The sequence below is a fragment of the Actinoplanes sp. NPDC051859 genome (assembly GCF_044452725.1).
In the GTDB taxonomy this organism is placed as follows: Bacteria; Actinomycetota; Actinomycetes; order Mycobacteriales; family Micromonosporaceae; genus Actinoplanes.
The window spans coordinates 87464-103606 of sequence record NZ_JBITBX010000008.1 but is presented as its reverse complement, the minus strand read 5'-3'; the positions used below and the strand labels follow the sequence as shown (position 1 = coordinate 103606).

Sequence of the window (16143 nt, the reverse complement as noted above, 5' to 3'; positions counted from 1 at the left end):
ACGCCGTATGGTGCGATTCTGGAGCAACTTTCGCTCTGCGTAGCTATGTGATTCCTGTGAGTAGCGGATCAGATCAGCACGACTCGGGGCGGCGCGAAACCGTTGAACCGGGACGCGTACACGCTGGTGTAGGCGCCCGCGGAGCCGATCGTGAGCTCGTCTCCCTCGCGCAGGTCTGCCGAGAGCAGGACGTCGCGCGCGAACGTGTCCTGGCTGTCGCACGTGGGTCCGGTCAGATGGAAGCAGCGCCGCAGTCGGGTCCCGCGGGTGTCGTGGATCGGGTAGCGCAGCTCGCCGCCCGACTCGAGGACTTCCATCAGGCCGTGAAACACCCCGAGGTCGGTGTGTGCCCACCAGCCGGACGGCCGCTCGGCGACGCCGATCACCCGGCAACGAAACGTGCCGGCCTCGGCGACCAGGCACCGGCCCGGTTCGGCAAGAATCTCCACCGGGTACGGCAGCTGCGCGATCCCGGCCGCGGCGGCCCGCCCGAAGTCCGCTAACGCGGGCACCGGCTCGTCGTACGTCGCGGGAAAGCCGCCGCCGATGTCGACCATCTCGAGTCGGACCCCGGCCCGGAAGAGGCGGTCCATCGCGTGGGCCACGTCTTCCAGCGGTCGCCGCAGTGCCGCGGGCGCCAGCGACTGCGACCCCATGTGGAAGGTGATTCCGTACGGGGTCAGCCCCAGCTCCCGGGCCTCCAGCAGGAGCCGGACCGCCCCGGTGACGTCCACGCCGAACTTGCCTTCGCTGGGCACGACGCTGTCCTGGTCGTACGTGATGAGTCGGGCGTAGACCCGGGCGCCCGGCGCTTCTTCGGCGAGCCGGTGGAGTTCCTCGGTGGAGTCCACGCTGAACCGGTCGACCCCGACTGCCGCCGCGCGGGCGGTCTGCTGGCGGGCGCGGACCGGGTTGCTGAAGATGACCTCGGGACCGCTGACACCGATGCCGGCCAGCACCTCGATCTCATTCGTGGAGGCGACCTCGAAATCGCAGCCCGCGTCGCGCAGGGTGCGCAGGACGCCGGGGTGGGTGTTGCATTTGGTGGCGTAGTAGGGCCGAACGCCGGGGAAGGCGGCCCGGAAGGTGTCCAATGCGGCGACGATGCGCTCGGCGCGCATCTCGAGCACGGGTCCCGGACGGGGTGGCGTGATCGGGGCAATGGTGATGAGGCGCGACGACGATGACGGGCGCAACGGGAATCCCCTTACGCTAAGTATTCGATCCAATGCAGAGCGTGCAATTCAGTATGCATGGGATCCGGGAGGACGTCGATGACCTGCGCGCATGGAGATCAATGGGTGATCTCGGACGGTGCGCCGGGGAGTGGACGCGGTTCGGGGCGCCCCGCAAGGCGCCCCGAACGCGTGGTGGCCGAGCCTGATCAGGACTCTTTCACCATCTTGAATTAGATCATGAACCCCGGGAAGTTGACTTTGTTCATCCACTTCCCATCCGTGCGGACGGATCGGTAATCTCTCAGCGGTTGATATCGAACTGGCCACTCTGAAGCGAGTTCACAAACTCGATCCAGTGCGCTGATTCGAAGAAGAGAGCGGGACCGGAAGGGTTCTTGCTGTCGCGTACGGCAACGGCTGTGTCGAGGACTGCGACCTCGACGCAGTTGTTGCCGCCGTTTCCGTTGCTGCGACTGCTCTTTTTCCACGCGGCAGCGTCGAGATGGTGCGCTGGCATGCCATGCACCCCCCTTCGATATGCGATTGTGCGTGCCGGCCCGCTACGCGCGTAGCAGGCTTTCGATCATTTTGAGGCTCAGGCGCGGTTCCAATGCCCGTGCACTCAACGCCTCGAACTCCGCACGGTAACGTGCGACCTCTGAATGTTGCTCTTCGTAGAGGTCACCCGCAAGACCCTCTAGGTAAACTACATCCAAATGAGTGGTCTCGCGGAACTCCAAAAGCGCTGCTGAACCGCCGAGGAACGGATGTTCACCGGCATCGAACGGCAAGATCTGCACGGTCACGTTCGGTAATTTAGCCCTGTCGATGAGTTGGCGGAGTTGTCCGTCCATCACTGCGGGGCCGCCGACGACGCGCCGCAGCACCGACTCGTCGAGGATCGCGAGCAGTTGCAGCGGGTTGGCGCCGGTCAGCCGGCCCTGCCGCTTGAGTCGTAACGCGACCCGCCGGTCGATGTGCTGCGGGGTGTCCGTCGCCCGCCCCGTACGCAGCAAGGCGCGGATGTAGGCCTCGGTTTGCAGCAGGCCGGGCACGATGATGGGGTTCCAGTCGCGCAGCGACGACGCCTCGGCCTCGAGGCCGATGAAGTTGCCCGGACGCATGATGTCGCGGTAGTCCGTCCACCAGGTCTTCTGCCGCGATGAGCGGGCCAGTTCGAGGAGGGCCTCGCGGTACTGCTCGTCGTCGACGCCGTAGAGGACCAGCAGATCCCGGACGTCGCGTGGCGTGACTGCGACCCGGGCTGTCTCGATCCGGGTGACCTTGGCGGCGTGCCATTCAAAATGACGCGAAACGTTTTCCTGGGTCAGGCCGGCCCGCTCCCGGCAGCGTTTCAATTCGGAGCCCAGCCGGCGTCGGCGCAGCGTAGGTCCCTCGTCCATGGACACGATGACTCCCTCGATCTTGCCGGTGGCGGCGTCCCGTTGCGTCGTTTCATGATCCATTGAGGACGATCGGGACCGCTGCGAGTCTAGTACTTCTTGCATTGACCTTCCGGTGCGGTACATGATGCTTCGAACAGCGAGTTTATTGCCTTCTATACGGGTAGTTACCCGCCGAAGTATCGGGACATTTGTCTAAGGAGTGGCGGCGTGCTGGCTGACCAGTTCTTCTTGATCGCACACGAGGACCGGACCGGCCGGTCACGCCTGCATCCCCGGGCCACCGGTCTCGGTCTCGCCGCCGCACTACTCGGCGAACTGATGCTCGAGGGGCGCTTACGCATCTTCGATGGAGATCTTTACATCGAGAGCCGACAACCGCCACGAGATTCGCTGTCACATTCCGTACTGGAATTGCTCATCGCGCAACCACAGCACCGCGAGGTACGCACCTGGCTCGCTTATCTCTCGCAGGACGCCGCCGAGCGGGTGGGGGAGCGGCTGATGCGCGTCGGCGCCGTGGAATCAGTGACTCGACGCCGGATGCTGAGCACCCAGACTTTCTACATGCCCAACAACGAGGCCCAACGCAATGCGGCCGCGTGGGCGCCGATGCGGCTCGCCAACATCATGGTGCGCGGACTGCAGATGTCGGTCAGCGACCGGCTGCTGGCCGGCCTGGTCGTCGCGACCGGCCTCACCCGGCACGTCCTGTGGGACTTCGAGGTTCATCGTCACGCCCTGACCCAGCTGCCCACCGCCATCGGCACCCTGCCCGAGGACTTCCGTCAGCTCATCGAGCAAACCGAGGGGTCCGTGGGCTCGGTGCTCGCCGTCGGCCGCAGGTGAGTGCCGTCGGCCGTCACCACCGCCGCCGGGACAACATCGATCAATGGGCTGGGAGGCTCTTGATGGCGCGTGACCGCTCCGAGCCGGACATCGTCTCCACCGCTCTGGCCCGTAACCGGCTCGGCGTCCCGTCGGTGGTCTTCTTCGGGGTCGCGGGCGCTGCCCCGCTCACCGTCGTCATCGGCGCCATCACGACGATCTATGCGGTCGTCGGCAACACCGCCGTGCCCGTGGTCTACCTCGTCGTCGCCGCCATCCTGTCGATCTTCACGGTCGGCTTCGTCGCGATGAGTCGGCACATCGTCAACAGCGGCGCCTTCTACTCGTACATCAGTCACGGGCTGGGCCGGATTCCCGGCGTCGGTGCGGCCTTCGTGGCACTGCCGGCGTACGCGTTGATGCAGATCGGTCTGTTCGGTCTCTTCGGTGTCGTCGCGTCCGGCGTGCTGGCCGGGCTCGGCCTGGCGGTCGGTTGGTTCACCTGCGCCATCGTCGCCTGGGTGCTGGTCGCCGTGCTCGGCCTGCTGTGGGTGGATCTCAGCGGCAAGGTGCTGGCCGTGCTGCTGATCGCCGAGATCGTCATCGTGCTGGTCTACGACGTGGTGATGGTCGCCAACCCCGCGGGCGGCTCGGTGTCCTTCTCGACGCTGGCCCCGGCGCAGGTCTTCACGCCCGAGGTCGCCGCGATGATGGTGCTCGCCATCGGTGGTTTCGTGGGTTTCGAGGCCACGGTCGTGCTCTCGGAAGAGGCGAAGGACCCGCGCCGGACCATCGCCCGGGCCACCCACTGGGCGGTCATCCTGGCTGGACTGCTGTGCGGGCTGTCGGCGTGGGCCATGTCGGTGGGCGCCGGCCCAGGCAACATCGTCGCGGCCGCGCGCACCGAGCAGACCGATCTGGTCTTCACCCTGGTCGGTCCGCATCTGCCCGCGGCGCTGATCAACCTCGGCTACGTCCTGTTCATGACCAGCATTTTCGCCGCGCTGCTGGCCTTCCATGCCGCGGTGTCGCGCTACCAGTTCGCGCTCGGTCGTGAGGGTGTGCTGCCCCGTGCCTGGGGTTACACGCATCCTCGCACCGGCGCGCCCATCGTCGGCTCGGTGTCGCAGAGCCTGCTCGCCCTGGGCGTGCTCATCGTCTACCGGATCACCGGCGCTGACCCGCTGGTCTACCTCTTCGCCTGGCTGACGGTCGTGGGTGGCCTGGGCGTCCTCGTCCTGATGTGGAGCGCGTCGGCCGCGGTCATCGCGTTCTTCCTGCGGCACCGCGGGAAGGAGAACGTGTGGCGCGCCCAGGTGTCGCCGATCATCGCCTTCCTGCTGCTGAGCATCATTCTGTTCGCGACCATCTACGGCCTGGGTGACCTGCTGCAGGTCGAATCCGGCTCGATCTTCCACTGGCTCTTCCCGACCGGCTACGCCGTCTTCGCGGTCGTGGGATTCATCTGGGCCGTCGTGATGCGCGCGGCCCGCCCCGAGGTGTATGCCGCGATCGGCCGCGGCGCGGACGGCGGATTTGTCGCGGACGCCCCGCGCCTCAAGGGTTCCCACACCGAGCCGATCAGCGCCCGCGCGATGCTTGCCGCCCACGATGTCGCACCCGACTCGGCCCCGCCGTGGGACGACGGACCGCAGTGGCAGAGCGCTGAGGGCGACCCCGGCCCCTGGCCGCCCGCGCCGGCCGACACCGAGCAATGGCAGATCCCGTCCCAGGCGACGCCGCACTGGGACAGCCCGTCCCCCGCCACCCCGCCGTGGGAGGACGCGCCACAGCCACCCCGGGACGGCTCCTCCCCGCCGTCCTGGGGCGGCCCGCCGACGGCCTCGTGGAATGCGCCCACCGCGCCGTCGTGGGGTCCGACCGCTGGCCGACGCGAGCTGCCACCCGAACAACCGTGGGAGACCCCGCCCGAACCCTCCCGCTGGAGATAGCCCTCCCCACGAACGCGCCCACTGTCCCGCAGGAAAGGAGGTCACCGAGCCGGCCGGACCGTCAGCCCCCCAAGAGCGCGGATCCGGCCGGTGGGGCGTGTGTGCTCAGGCCGCCTGCGGGAAGCGGTAGAGCCAGAACTGCTGCGCGTCCATCAGTTCGGCCTCGCAGTTGCCGGAGAACCGGTGCAGCATCAGGCGAATCACCCGGCTCATCTTGCGCTTCTCGTCGTTGTGCTGGCAGAAGTCCAGCCCGATGATGCCGTTCTGCGCGGCCGCGAGGAGGTACATCGCCTCGACCAGGTCCGAGAAGGACGAGCCGGCCCGGTCCTGCGGCAGCACCGCGACGAACCCGCAATACCAGATCTTGCGCTGGGCATAGAGGTCCGGCCAGCGCCGCTCGAAATACTGCGGCGAGATCAACGGCATCGCATCCAGATCATTGGTGTACGTGGACAGCCCGCACAGGTAGCCCTCGTCGTCGAGACTGAGGTACTTCTGCACCCGGCCGTCGCGCATCACGTCCTCGAACTCGTGCCGGAACATCAGGTGCCGCTGGACGGCCAGGGCGTTCAGGCCGCGGAACGACTCCTCGTACATCTTCCACGCGGTTTCGATGAGCTCGTCGTCGTTGATCTGCTCGACCACCTTGATAACCATACGAAGCTCCCCGATTCGCTACAGGTGCGCGCCACCCCGCCGGTTGCACTCACGCCGATCGATGGTCTTTCTGACCACAGCGTACGGAGCGTATTTGTCGGATTACAAGGCGTGATTCATGCCAAGGTCAACGTGTCCTGAAATGACAATTTCCGGTGCTCAGTCCGGTGGGGCGGCTCGCGTTCCCGCTGGTAAGGGCGCGGCAAGCGATCGAGCCCCGACGCGGCAGGTGGCGAAACGGTCGGGGCAAAACCGGTGTCCACAACGCCGAGTTCAGGCCTCGTGACCGTTTCTGCACAGCCTGATCGATCCCACGTATCGATACACAGCGATAAAGTGTGGCTCCGATCCCAAGCCCGGAGGTCCGATCCACCATGCGAAACTCCCGGGGCGCGGCGCGGCTGACCGCCGCCTGCGCCGTCCTCACCGCACTCATGGCCGCGGCGCCCACACCCGCTGTCGCCGCGGCACCACGCGGCACCGAGCCGACCTACGACTACACAAGTGCGATCCGGGAACGGGTCTGGGTACAGGTGCCGGTGGACAGCGACGCCGACGGAAAACCCGACCGGGTCGCCGTCCGCATCATTCGACCCCGGACCCCGGACACCACGAAAATCCCGGTGATCTTCCAGCCCAGTCCCTATTACGCCGGGCTCAACGACGTACCCAACCATGACGACATCGACCGCGACGGCGCCGCCGCGCGTCGCCTTGCCGCTCCCGGCACGGACCGGGCGGAGACGATTGTCTTCTCCGGCTATCTCGACAACTACTTCGTGCCCCGCGGCTACGCGGTCGCCTTCGCCGACAGCCTCGGCAGCGGCGGCTCCACCGGCTGCCCCACTTCGGGCGGCCGCAACGAAACGCTCGGCATGAAGGCCGTCGTGGACTGGCTCAACGGCCGCGCGGAAGGCTTCGACGAGACCGGCGCCGCGACCCGGGCCACCTGGTCCACCGGCAACACCGGCATGATCGGCGTCTCCTACAACGGCACCCTGCCCAACGCGGTCGCCGCCACCGGCGTCCCCGGCCTCAAAACCATCGTCCCCATCGCCGCCATCTCCAGCTGGTACGACTACTACCGCGCCAACGGGGGAGTGGTCGCCCCCGGCGGCTTCCAGGGCGAAGACACCGACGTCCTGGCCAAGGCGGTTCTCACCCGAGAGAACTCCGAAGTCTGCGCCGACGTCATGGCTGACCTCGAACGCGAGCAGGACCGCGAGACCGGCGACTACAGCCGCTACTGGTCCGAACGCGATTACACCCGCGACGCCGGCAAGGTCCGCGCCAGCGTCCTGCTGGTGCACGGCCTGCACGACAACAACGTCCGCACCCAGCAGGCCGGCCAATGGTGGGACGCCCTCGCGAAGCACGATGTGCCCCGCAAGATTTGGCTGCACCAGGCCGCACACACCGACCCGTTCAGCATCCGCCGCGACGCGTGGCTGACCACCCTGCACCGCTGGTTCGACCAGTGGCTCTACGGCATCGACACCGGCATCATGCGCGACCCGATCGCCGACATCGAAGTCGCCCCCACCCAGTGGCGCACCTCGACGACCTGGCCCATCCCCGGCACGAAGCCCACCACGTTCACCCTCGGCGGCCCGTCCGCCGACGGCCGCCCCGGCACCCTCGAGGCGACCTCCCGTCGCCCCGGTGCCCGACAGACCTACGTGGACGACCCGTCCCGCACCGCCGAGGACCTGGTAGCCGAGGAACTGACCACCGACCCGGCCCGGCTGTCCTACCTGACCGCCCCACTGACCACCGAAACCCGGCTCTCCGGCACGGCATCGGTCTCGGTCCGCGCTGACATCACCGGCAAGTCTCCCTACCTGACGGCACTGCTGGTCGACTACGGACCCGCCGACCGCTACGCCGGGGTCCGCACCATCCCCGGCCAAGACTGCATCGGCCCCGGCATCCCCGAGGACCCGGGCTGCTTCAACCGCCGCGAGTACGTGACCGCGCAGACCCCGTACGAAATCGTCAGCCGCGGCTGGCTCGACGCCCGCAACCGGCTGTCCCCGTCCCGCACCACACCCATCGAGCCGGGCAAGACCTCCACGTTCACCTGGAAGCTGCAAACCCAGGACCACGTCTTTGCCCCAGGCCACCGCATTGGTCTCGTCCTCACCTCCACCGACCGCGACCACACCCTGCGCTACCCCGCCGGCACCGAGGTGGGCGTCCGCCTCGGCGTCTCCAAACTGGTCCTGCCCCTAGCCGGCTGATCCCGATCATGCTGCGCCGCCCCACCACGAGGCGGCGCAGCAGGAGGCTGGCGCTTCGCGAAAGGCGGAGCGCGTGCGGCGGATCGCAGTTAGTTCGGCCTTCCCGCGCTGCCCTTCTGATCAGCGGCGGAGCTGACATGTTGACCGCACCGAAGCCGCGCATCCGGGCCGCCGCCATAGGGTCCGCGGCAGCGCTGACAGGCCGCACTTGCTGGTCTTCGACCACGCCGATGACCAGCTACCGGGTCACGCCGCCGGATCGAAGGCGATGCCGGGCGGCATGGCCTCGGTGATGAGGCCAACGAAGGAGGAGTCCTTGAGCCCGAAGTGGGCGCTGCCGAAGTCGTAGGTGCTCAACGTGTCCCGAATGCCTGCGGACGGGTATCCGTTCCACCCCACCAGAACTGGTTGCTGCCAAGCACCGGACGCGTTCTCGGGCGGTTCGTCGCCGCCGTTGGCGAGGCGGAACGCGTGGGTGCCCAGGCCGTCCTTGTGATAGACGACCTTGGGATGGTTGCCGCTCCAGCGAACCTTGCTGCTCGGCTGGATGACGAAGTCGCCGTGCGCGGAGGTGGCGACGTACTCGGCGACGTCATCGTGCACCCAGACCACCACGTGTTCCCAGTCGTGCCGGTGCCCGCCGATCGGGATGTACGGCACCGCCTGGTCTTTCTCGAAGTAGAGCGCGTAGGCGATGGCGCACCAGCCGTTGTTGCACTTGTGCCGGGCGTACCCGTTGGTGTTGTTCAGGTCTGACACGTCGTGGCACCCGCCGTGCAGCGGCCCGGTGGGTTTGAGGCCGCCGTTGATCTCTCCGGATGGGCCGATGGCGGGCGTCGGGTAACAGCCGTCGGGGTCGTAGTCGTACGCCGGCTGCCACTTGCTTTCGACAGCCTCGGCATTGCCGGGTAGCTGCATCGGCGGCGCTGCGAGTGCGGGCGTGGAAGCGGCGAGAAGCAGCACGAGGGCAGTGCCCGCCACAGTGACCGTCCGGAGGAACGACCGGTTTCCCGGTGGTCTGTCGGCGGCGGCGCGGCGACTGGTACGCAGGGCCATGAGCTGCTCCTCAGGACTGGTGGGGACCGGCAGTTGGTCCATCATGGAGCACGACGATGCCCTATGTCACCACCGCTACGGTGCTGATATCACCGCGATCGGCGTGCCGACCGGGGCGGTCTCGCCGGCGGCGACCTGAATCTCGCGGAGTACGCCGGAGGTGCCAGCGGGTATCTCCACCGCGGCCTTCGCGATGGCGATCTCGACCAGGGGCTCGCTGGCGTGGACCGGGTCGCCGACCCGCTTGAGCCACCGGGTCACGGTTCCCTCGCAGACATCTGTCCCCAGCGAAGGCATCGTGATGAAGGTTGCGGGGCTGTCGTGGTGCGTAGTGCGCGTCGCCGTGTCTCGTCGGCGTTCGCGGTGGTGCTTCACGAACTGGACGACGGCAGCCAGGGCGAGTAGGAGGGCGGCGACGCCTTTCCATTGACGTTCGGCCATCGGTCGGTGCTCGCCGAATGCGGCGTCCCCGGCCAGCATGAGCCATAGCAGGGCGGCCAGGCACAGGAAGGGCCGGGTGACTGGCGCCGGCCTGCCCCGGCTCAGCACGGCGGCGATCAGCACCCCGAGGCTGACCACCAGCACCGCTGAGCCGACAAGATCCACGCTCGCAGTATGCCGTTTTGTCAGGTGGGTCGGTCGTGGGTTCGAGCAAGCGGCTGTTGCTCAGGTCGCGCAGTCACTTCGCCTTATCAAGTCGATAGCGTCAGGTAGGTGCTGTTCGGGTCGTTGGTGTAGTCGCCGAACGGCGGGCAGGCGACGAAGCCGTGCCGGGCGTACAGGCGCCGGGCCGCGGCGAAGTAGTCGTGTGTGCCGGTCTCCAGGCTGATGCTGCGATATCCGCGCCGCCGGCTTTCGGCGATGAGGAACGCGAGCATGTGGGCGGCCACGCCGCTGCCGCGCGCTTCCGGCCGGGTGCGCATCGTCTTGATTTCTCCCGCGTACGGACCCAGCTCCTTCAGTGCCCCGCAGCCGAGCAGGGTGGCGCCGTCCCACACCGTCCAGAACGACACTCCGTCGGCGCGGAGGGCGCCGGGGTCCAGGGCGTGCACGCTTTCCGCGGGGGAGGTCGCGTGCATGTCGGCCAGGTGTTCGGCGATCAGGTGTTGTACTTCCGCTCGGCTGAGGTCGTCGGGCTCGATCCGCATGATCATGGCAGGAAGTCTCTCATCAGGCCTGGACCGTGAAAGCCGAGATATGGGAGCCCTCCGCCGAGCCGGGCCGGCCACCCCGACACCTGTACCGGCTGAGCAGCGACGGCCTGGTCCTGGCCCGCCAGCGGTTGGCCGATCGGGCCGCGGCGAACGCAGCCGCCGCCCGGCGTCGCCCCGGCGTGATTGCCCAGGCTCGCACCGCCGGCGGTGCACTATGAGCACGTCCACCACGAGCCGTGACGAGACAGCGGTCCGCCGGTTGGCTTACCGGGTGCTGACCGCGGCGGTACGGGGGCGCCGCGGCCGGCCCGGTGGGATATGGCCTGCTCTATCTGCTCAGGTGACCACCGTGCGGTGTCCCTCGATTCTCGGAACGACGTCGCCTATCGCGCGGACGACGTCCAGGGTCGGATCCTCGGGCGGGTGTGGCCGACCGCCCGATGATCAGGCCGCGCGGCGGGTCCTGATGAGGATCGCGATGGCGGCCGCCGCGGCGAGGAGCAGGACGCTGCCGGCCGTGGTGGCGAGGGCGAGTCCGTCCGTGAAGGCGAACCGGGCGGCAGTCAGCATCGCAGTCGCCTGTTCCGGCGGCAGCGCGCCAGCCACCTGCGCGGCACCGGCCAGCGAGTCCTGTGCCGTCGCGGCGAGTTCGGTGGGGATCCCGGCGGGCAACGTTACGTCCCGGTACACGCCGGTGACGACCGTACCCAGTGTGGCGATGCCCAGGGCCATGCCAAGCTCGTACGCCGTCTCCGACACCGCCGACGCGGCACCGGCTTGCCGCTCCGGCACGACGGTGAGGATGACGTCGCTGGCAACGGTGAACGCGAGGCCCATGCCGGCACCCATGAGGAACAGGGCCACGCCGAGCAGGGCGTACGGTGTCGCCGGGTTGATGGTGCTGAGCGCCGCCATCGACAGGCCGGTCAGGGCCATCCCGCTGCCGAGGACCGTGCGGACCGAGGTGCGCCGGGTGAGTGCCCCGGCCAGAACGCCGAGCAACATGGAGCCGATCGCGGCGGGCAGCTCGGCCAGGCCGGCCTCGAGCGGACCGTAGCCCTCGACGAGTTGGAAGTACTGGGACAGGAAGTACAGCAATCCGGAGAGACCGAGGACGGACAACATGCCGGCCGCGATCACTGCGCTGAAGGAGCGATTGCGGAAGAGGCGAACATCGATGAGGGGATGCGGCAGGCGCAGTTGCCGCCGGGCGAAGGCGATGAGGGCTACCGCACCGACGACTGCGGCGATCGCCGTGTCCACACCGAGCCCATGCGCGGCAATTTCCTTGATGGCGTAGACCGTGCCGAACATGCCGGCCATGGACAAGGCGACGCTGGACAGATCCCACGGGCCGGGTTCGGGGTTCTTGGACTCCGGCAGCAGTGTGCCGCCCAACAGCAGCAGGACGGCCATCACGGGCGCGTTGATGAGGAACGCTGAGCCCCACCAGAAGTGCTCGAGCAGAAAGCCGCCCAGAACGGGCCCCAGTGCGGCGCCCGCGGACATGGCGGCGCCCCAGATGCCGATGGCGGTGCTGCGTTCGCGGGCGTCGGGGAACAGTGTGCGGATCAACGCGAGCGTGGCGGGCATCAGGGTGGCGCCGGCGACGCCGAGCAGGATCCGGCCCGCGATGAGCCATTCGGCGCTGGGGGCGTACGCAATGGCGGTGGAGACCAGGCCGAAGCCGGCGGCGCCGATGAGCAGCAGTTTGCGGCGGCCGATGCGGTCGCCGAGGGTCCCCATGGTGACCAGCAGTCCGGCGAGGACGAAGGAGTAGACGTCGCCGATCCACAGCATCTGGGTGCCGGTGGCGCCGAGGTCCTGGCTGATCGAGGGCATCGCCAGGGCGAGGACGGTGCCGTCCACCGACACCAACAGCACGGCGAGGATCAGCGCGCTGAAGCCGAGCCAGCGCCTCATGACGTCGCCTCGGTGCGGACGGCGCCGTGCAGCAGCAGACCGGTGATCATGTGCGGGAAGTCGCGGGCGGCGGCCCGGCCGGTCTGTACGGACCAGGCCGCGCCGGCGGTGAGGGTGTAGAACGCGTCGGCCAGCCAGGCGGGGCTGAGGTCGAGGCGGAATTCGCCGGCTTCCTGGCCGCGGCGGAACAGGGCGGCGATCTGTTCGTCGAGCTCGGCCCAGGCCGCCTGGGACTCGTCCGGGTCGTATTCCTGGCTCTGGCTGTACATGAGGGCCAGGTAGGGGGCGGCGGTCTGGCTGGCGGTGACGAGGCGACTCAGCGCTGCCGTCGCCGAGCCGTCGGCGAGCCGAGCGCTGTCGAATGCCTCGCGCATCTGTGCCACGGCGAGTTCTTCGAGGGCGGCGAACAGCGCGGTCCGCCCGGCGAAGTGCCGGTGCAGGGTTGCCCGGCTGACTCCGGCGGCCTTGGCGATCTCGTCTTGCGTGGCGTTCGGGCGGCGACCCAGGAACTCGGCCGCCGCCCGCAGGATGCCGTCTCGTTGCGTCATGAGACGAAGATAGCTCGCATGAGACAAGTTTGTCTCATGCGAGTGGAAACTGTCACAGCATGCCCTGGCGCGCACCCTCCCACAGGTCCACCGAGGCGGACGTGGCGTCGAGGATCTTGTCGATGGTGCTCAACTCGTCGTCGGTGAAGGCCAGGTTGTCCAGGGCCGCCACGTTCTGCTCGAGCTGCCCGACACTGCTGGCGCCGACCACCAGCGACGTCACCCGCGGGTCGCGCAGCGCCCAGGCCAGCGCCAGTTGGGCCAGGTTCTGCCCGCGCGAGCGGGCCACCTCGTCGAGCTCCCGCAGCCGGCCGAGCATCGTCTCGTCGATCGAGTCCGGGTTCAGCGATTTGCCCTGGGTCGCGCGGGAACCCTCCGGGATGCCCTTCAGGTACTTGCCCGTGAGCAGCCCCTGGGCCAGCGCGGTGAAGCCGATGACCCCGGCGCCCACCTCGGCCGCCGTGTCGAGCAACCCCTCGGTCTCGATCCAGCGGTTCAGCATCGAGTACGACGGCTGATGGATCAGCAGCGGCGTGCCGAGCCCGCGCAGCAGCTCTGCCATCCGCCGGGTGTGCTCGGCATCGTAGGAAGAGATGCCCACATACAGGGCTTTGCCCGAGCGTACGGCCGTGTCCAGCGCGGCGGCGGTCTCCTCGAGCGGAGTGGTCGGGTCGTACCGGTGCGAATAGAAGATGTCGACGTAGTCCAAACCGAGCCGGCTGAGCGACTGGTCCAAGCTGGCGAGCACGTACTTGCGCCCACCGCCGCCCTGGCCGTACGGGCCGGGCCACATGTCCCAGCCGGCCTTGGTGGAGATCACCAACTCGTCCCGGTAGGCCCGGAAGTCCTCCCGCAGCAACCGGCCGGCGTTGACCTCGGCCGCGCCATACGGCGGTCCGTAGTTGTTGGCTAGGTCGAAGTGGGTGACGCCCAGGTCGAACGCACGCCGGGCGATGGCCCGCTGCGTCTCGTACGGCTTGTCGTCGCCGAAGTTGTGCCAGAAACCGAGCGAGAGCACGGGCAGATCGAGGCCCGAGCGCCCGGTGCGGCGGTACTGCATGCCAGAGGTGTAACGGTCCGAAGCGGCGACGTAGATCATGAAGCCACTATGACGGATCAGTGGCCGCGGCCCTCGCGGACGGCATTCTTGACGGCGTCCACGTCACGCTTCGCGCTGTCGACCGCGGCCGTCGGCGCCGGGGGAACCGCCTGCTCCACCTGCTTCTTGCCGATCAGCGCCGCGATGCCCGCCGCGGCGAAGACCACGACCATCACCGTCAGGGCGGCCAGCCACACCGGCCACACCAACGCCAGCGCCGCGCCCGCCGTCAGCAGCAGAGCCGAGACGCCGTAGAGAGCGAGCACGCCCGCGCCGCCCAGCATGCCGATGCCGGTTCCGGCCCGTTTGCCCTTCTCCGCCATTTCGGTACGCGCGAGCGCCAGCTCCTCGCGGACCAGGGTGGAGACCTGCTCGGTCAGCTGGGTGACGAGCACCCCCGCGGGCGCCTCGGAGCCGTCCTGCCGCATTCTCGTGTCGCTCATGCGATCCCGGTTACCCCAGCTCAGCAGAGGTTATGCGGGGGTACTGCTCAAGTCGCCCGATCGGCGGCCGATGCCTGCAAGCACGCCGATGATCAAGGGCGGGGATGGCCGGCCCGGGTAACTGGCGTCACCCGGGCCGGTGCCCTTGTCACTCGTAGGTGTACCAGGCGGTGTGCGAGAGCAACTCGCTCGGCTTCATGGTCGGCACGGTGAAATTGTCGGGAATGACCTCGCCGACTTCGTTCCTCCGCTCCGGCGGCGCCATCGCCTTGTCGAGGTGCACGATGTTGTCGCGGTTGTCGCGGTTGGTGCGGGGATCGCGGTTGTCGAAATCCCGATCCAGCTCGGCCTTGGTCGTGTACGACACGTTCGGGTTCGTCTGCTGCCAGTCCGACCAAATCTTGTCGATGAAGCAGTGGTGTAGCCAGAAGACCGGGTCGTTCGGGGAGGCGCCGCCGGCCATGTTGCCGCCGACCCAGACGTGCACGGCGTTGTGCATTGCGGAGGGTTGCGGCCGTGGACGCCAACCCTCGAGCGCGTTGCGGAAACCGGTGGTGAAGGAGGAGGCGCTGTTCCACGGCGTGACGTCGTAGGTCTTCAGAGCTTTCACTCTGTCCAGGTCGGCGACGGTCGGCAGGGTGCCACCGACACCGAGGGAGCGGCGCAGGCGTGGGTTGCTGTCGGTCGTGCGGGTGATGTTCCACTTGCCCTTGCTGTGGGCGAACGGACCGTTGGTGACCCGGCCATCGGTCCGACGGTCGCCGTTGCCGCCCATGAAGTCTTCATTCCAGATCGGCGCGCCTGCGGTGCGGTCGACGGTCCAGTTCCAGTACGGCAGGTTGACGGTCGGGTCGATCGTCTGTAGCGCACGCTCGAATGAGCGCAGGTACTCGCGATGCCAGGGCAGGAACGACGGCGAGCGGTGGCCGATCCGCCTACCTTGGTCGGTGTCGCTGCCGATGAACCTGTTGTGGGTCAGCACGAAGTCGTCGTACCAGATCCTGACGCCGTCGAGGACAACTCCGTCGTTCTTCAGCTTGAGGACTGCGTCGACGAACGCCTTCCGCTCGGCGGTGGTGAGCTTGCTTTGGTCCTTGCGTACGCCCATAGTGGGTGCGGTCGCCTTTCGCGAAGAGGAGGGAAGGTCAGCCGTGCTGGATCGGCAGCAGGCGGGCGTTGCCGAGCGAGTCGACGGCCGCGCGGGCGACCTCACGCAGGGACGTGAAGGTCTCGTAGTGGTTCTGGATGCTCGTGTAGCTGCCGTCGGCGTTCTGCATGATGTGCAGCTCGACGCCGTCGATCTTGACGGCGGTGGCCGACGCGTGGGCAGCGCTGTCATGCTGGGCCAACATCCGGCCCTGCGGCGCCGGCGTGGTGGCGCCGATCTCGATCTTGCGGCCGCGGTAGGTCTCGCTGAAGCCTTGCGGGCCTCCGGCGGGAGCCTTCGGGCGCTCTGCGGCCTGCGCGGCCTGCGAACCGGCGGTCGTGACCTGCATGATGAGCGCACCGGTGCCGGCCGCGACGGCGGCCGCACCCGCGAACTTCAGAAGTTCGCGGCGATTGGTGGTAGTCATTTCCTCCCCCTTCTCCGCGCACCGGGCACAACAAAACTTCACGCGCAATGGCGTAAGGGATGAAGGATTTGTTGTGCTGCTCGGCATT

At 68.0% G+C, this 16143-nt stretch carries 17 protein-coding genes; 4 read left to right on the top strand and 13 right to left on the bottom strand.

The annotated features are described in order from the left end of the window. Positions 1-68: 68 nt before the first annotated feature. The 3 genes from ACIA1L_RS21310 to ACIA1L_RS21300 form a co-directional block, all read right to left on the bottom strand. Positions 69-1196, bottom strand: coding sequence for a type III PLP-dependent enzyme (locus tag ACIA1L_RS21310; RefSeq protein WP_396074586.1), 1128 nt, complete (start codon positions 1194-1196; stop codon positions 69-71). A 283-nt stretch (positions 1197-1479) separates the two neighbouring features. After that, positions 1480-1695: a DUF397 domain-containing protein gene (locus tag ACIA1L_RS21305; RefSeq protein ID WP_396074585.1), complete on the bottom strand. Its 216-nt coding sequence runs from the start codon at positions 1693-1695 to the stop codon at positions 1480-1482. A gap of 43 nt (positions 1696-1738) precedes the next feature. Beyond that, the gene (locus ACIA1L_RS21300; protein ID WP_396074792.1) at positions 1739-2581 is read right to left on the bottom strand and encodes a helix-turn-helix domain-containing protein; all 843 of its coding nucleotides are present in this window, start codon (positions 2579-2581) and stop codon (positions 1739-1741) included. A 210-nt stretch (positions 2582-2791) separates the two neighbouring features. On the opposite strand from ACIA1L_RS21300, the gene ACIA1L_RS21295 reads away from it, so the two are divergent. Both ACIA1L_RS21295 and ACIA1L_RS21290 read left to right on the top strand, forming a co-directional pair. Next, the gene (locus tag ACIA1L_RS21295; RefSeq protein WP_396074584.1) at positions 2792-3430 is read left to right on the top strand and encodes a GPP34 family phosphoprotein; all 639 of its coding nucleotides are present in this window, start codon (positions 2792-2794) and stop codon (positions 3428-3430) included. A gap of 62 nt (positions 3431-3492) precedes the next feature. Next, positions 3493-5361 (top strand): amino acid permease, encoded by a 1869-nt coding sequence (locus ACIA1L_RS21290; RefSeq protein ID WP_396074583.1) that lies wholly within the window; start codon positions 3493-3495, stop codon positions 5359-5361. Between the two features lie 105 nt (positions 5362-5466). On the opposite strand, the gene ACIA1L_RS21285 is transcribed toward ACIA1L_RS21290, so the two are convergent. Continuing rightward, positions 5467-6018, bottom strand: a complete 552-nt coding sequence (locus ACIA1L_RS21285; protein ID WP_396074582.1) for a hypothetical protein — start codon at positions 6016-6018, stop codon at positions 5467-5469. A gap of 374 nt (positions 6019-6392) precedes the next feature. Between ACIA1L_RS21285 and ACIA1L_RS21280 the strand changes: the two genes are divergently transcribed. Beyond that, the gene (locus tag ACIA1L_RS21280) at positions 6393-8258 is read left to right on the top strand and encodes a Xaa-Pro dipeptidyl-peptidase (protein WP_396074581.1); all 1866 of its coding nucleotides are present in this window, start codon (positions 6393-6395) and stop codon (positions 8256-8258) included. Between the two features lie 246 nt (positions 8259-8504). Here the strand turns inward: ACIA1L_RS21280 and ACIA1L_RS21275 are convergent, their stop codons facing one another. The 3 genes from ACIA1L_RS21275 to ACIA1L_RS21265 all read right to left on the bottom strand — a co-directional run bounded on the left by ACIA1L_RS21275 (position 8505) and on the right by ACIA1L_RS21265 (position 10468). Further along, a complete protein-coding gene (locus ACIA1L_RS21275; RefSeq protein WP_396074580.1) occupies positions 8505-9359 on the bottom strand; it encodes an NPP1 family protein in 855 nt (284 codons plus the stop codon). A 30-nt stretch (positions 9360-9389) separates the two neighbouring features. After that, positions 9390-9920: a biotin/lipoyl-containing protein gene (locus ACIA1L_RS21270; RefSeq protein ID WP_396074579.1), complete on the bottom strand. Its 531-nt coding sequence runs from the start codon at positions 9918-9920 to the stop codon at positions 9390-9392. A gap of 86 nt (positions 9921-10006) precedes the next feature. Continuing rightward, positions 10007-10468, bottom strand: coding sequence for a GNAT family N-acetyltransferase (locus ACIA1L_RS21265; protein WP_396074578.1), 462 nt, complete (start codon positions 10466-10468; stop codon positions 10007-10009). 29 nt (positions 10469-10497) lie between these two features. Between ACIA1L_RS21265 and ACIA1L_RS21260 the strand changes: the two genes are divergently transcribed. After that, positions 10498-10686, top strand: coding sequence for a hypothetical protein (locus ACIA1L_RS21260; protein WP_396074577.1), 189 nt, complete (start codon positions 10498-10500; stop codon positions 10684-10686). 226 nt (positions 10687-10912) lie between these two features. On the opposite strand, the gene ACIA1L_RS21255 is transcribed toward ACIA1L_RS21260, so the two are convergent. The 6 genes from ACIA1L_RS21255 to ACIA1L_RS21230 form a co-directional block, all read right to left on the bottom strand. Then, positions 10913-12391, bottom strand: coding sequence for an MFS transporter (locus ACIA1L_RS21255; RefSeq protein WP_396074576.1), 1479 nt, complete (start codon positions 12389-12391; stop codon positions 10913-10915). Next, entirely contained in the window at positions 12388-12939 is a 552-nt protein-coding gene (locus tag ACIA1L_RS21250) for a TetR family transcriptional regulator (protein ID WP_396074575.1), read from the bottom strand. The genes ACIA1L_RS21255 and ACIA1L_RS21250 overlap by 4 nt, the downstream gene beginning before the upstream one ends. A 52-nt stretch (positions 12940-12991) precedes the next feature. Further along, positions 12992-14038 (bottom strand): L-glyceraldehyde 3-phosphate reductase, encoded by a 1047-nt coding sequence (gene mgrA, locus ACIA1L_RS21245; RefSeq protein WP_396074574.1) that lies wholly within the window; start codon positions 14036-14038, stop codon positions 12992-12994. 17 nt (positions 14039-14055) lie between these two features. Further along, positions 14056-14481 carry a phage holin family protein gene (locus ACIA1L_RS21240; protein WP_396074573.1) on the bottom strand — a complete coding sequence of 142 codons (426 nt, stop codon included), beginning with the start codon at positions 14479-14481 and terminating at the stop codon, positions 14056-14058. A 148-nt stretch (positions 14482-14629) separates the two neighbouring features. Next, positions 14630-15589 (bottom strand): tyrosinase family protein, encoded by a 960-nt coding sequence (locus tag ACIA1L_RS21235; RefSeq protein ID WP_396074572.1) that lies wholly within the window; start codon positions 15587-15589, stop codon positions 14630-14632. Between the two features lie 37 nt (positions 15590-15626). After that, a complete protein-coding gene (locus tag ACIA1L_RS21230) occupies positions 15627-16055 on the bottom strand; it encodes a tyrosinase family oxidase copper chaperone (protein ID WP_396074571.1) in 429 nt (142 codons plus the stop codon). Positions 16056-16143: the final 88 nt, after the last annotated feature.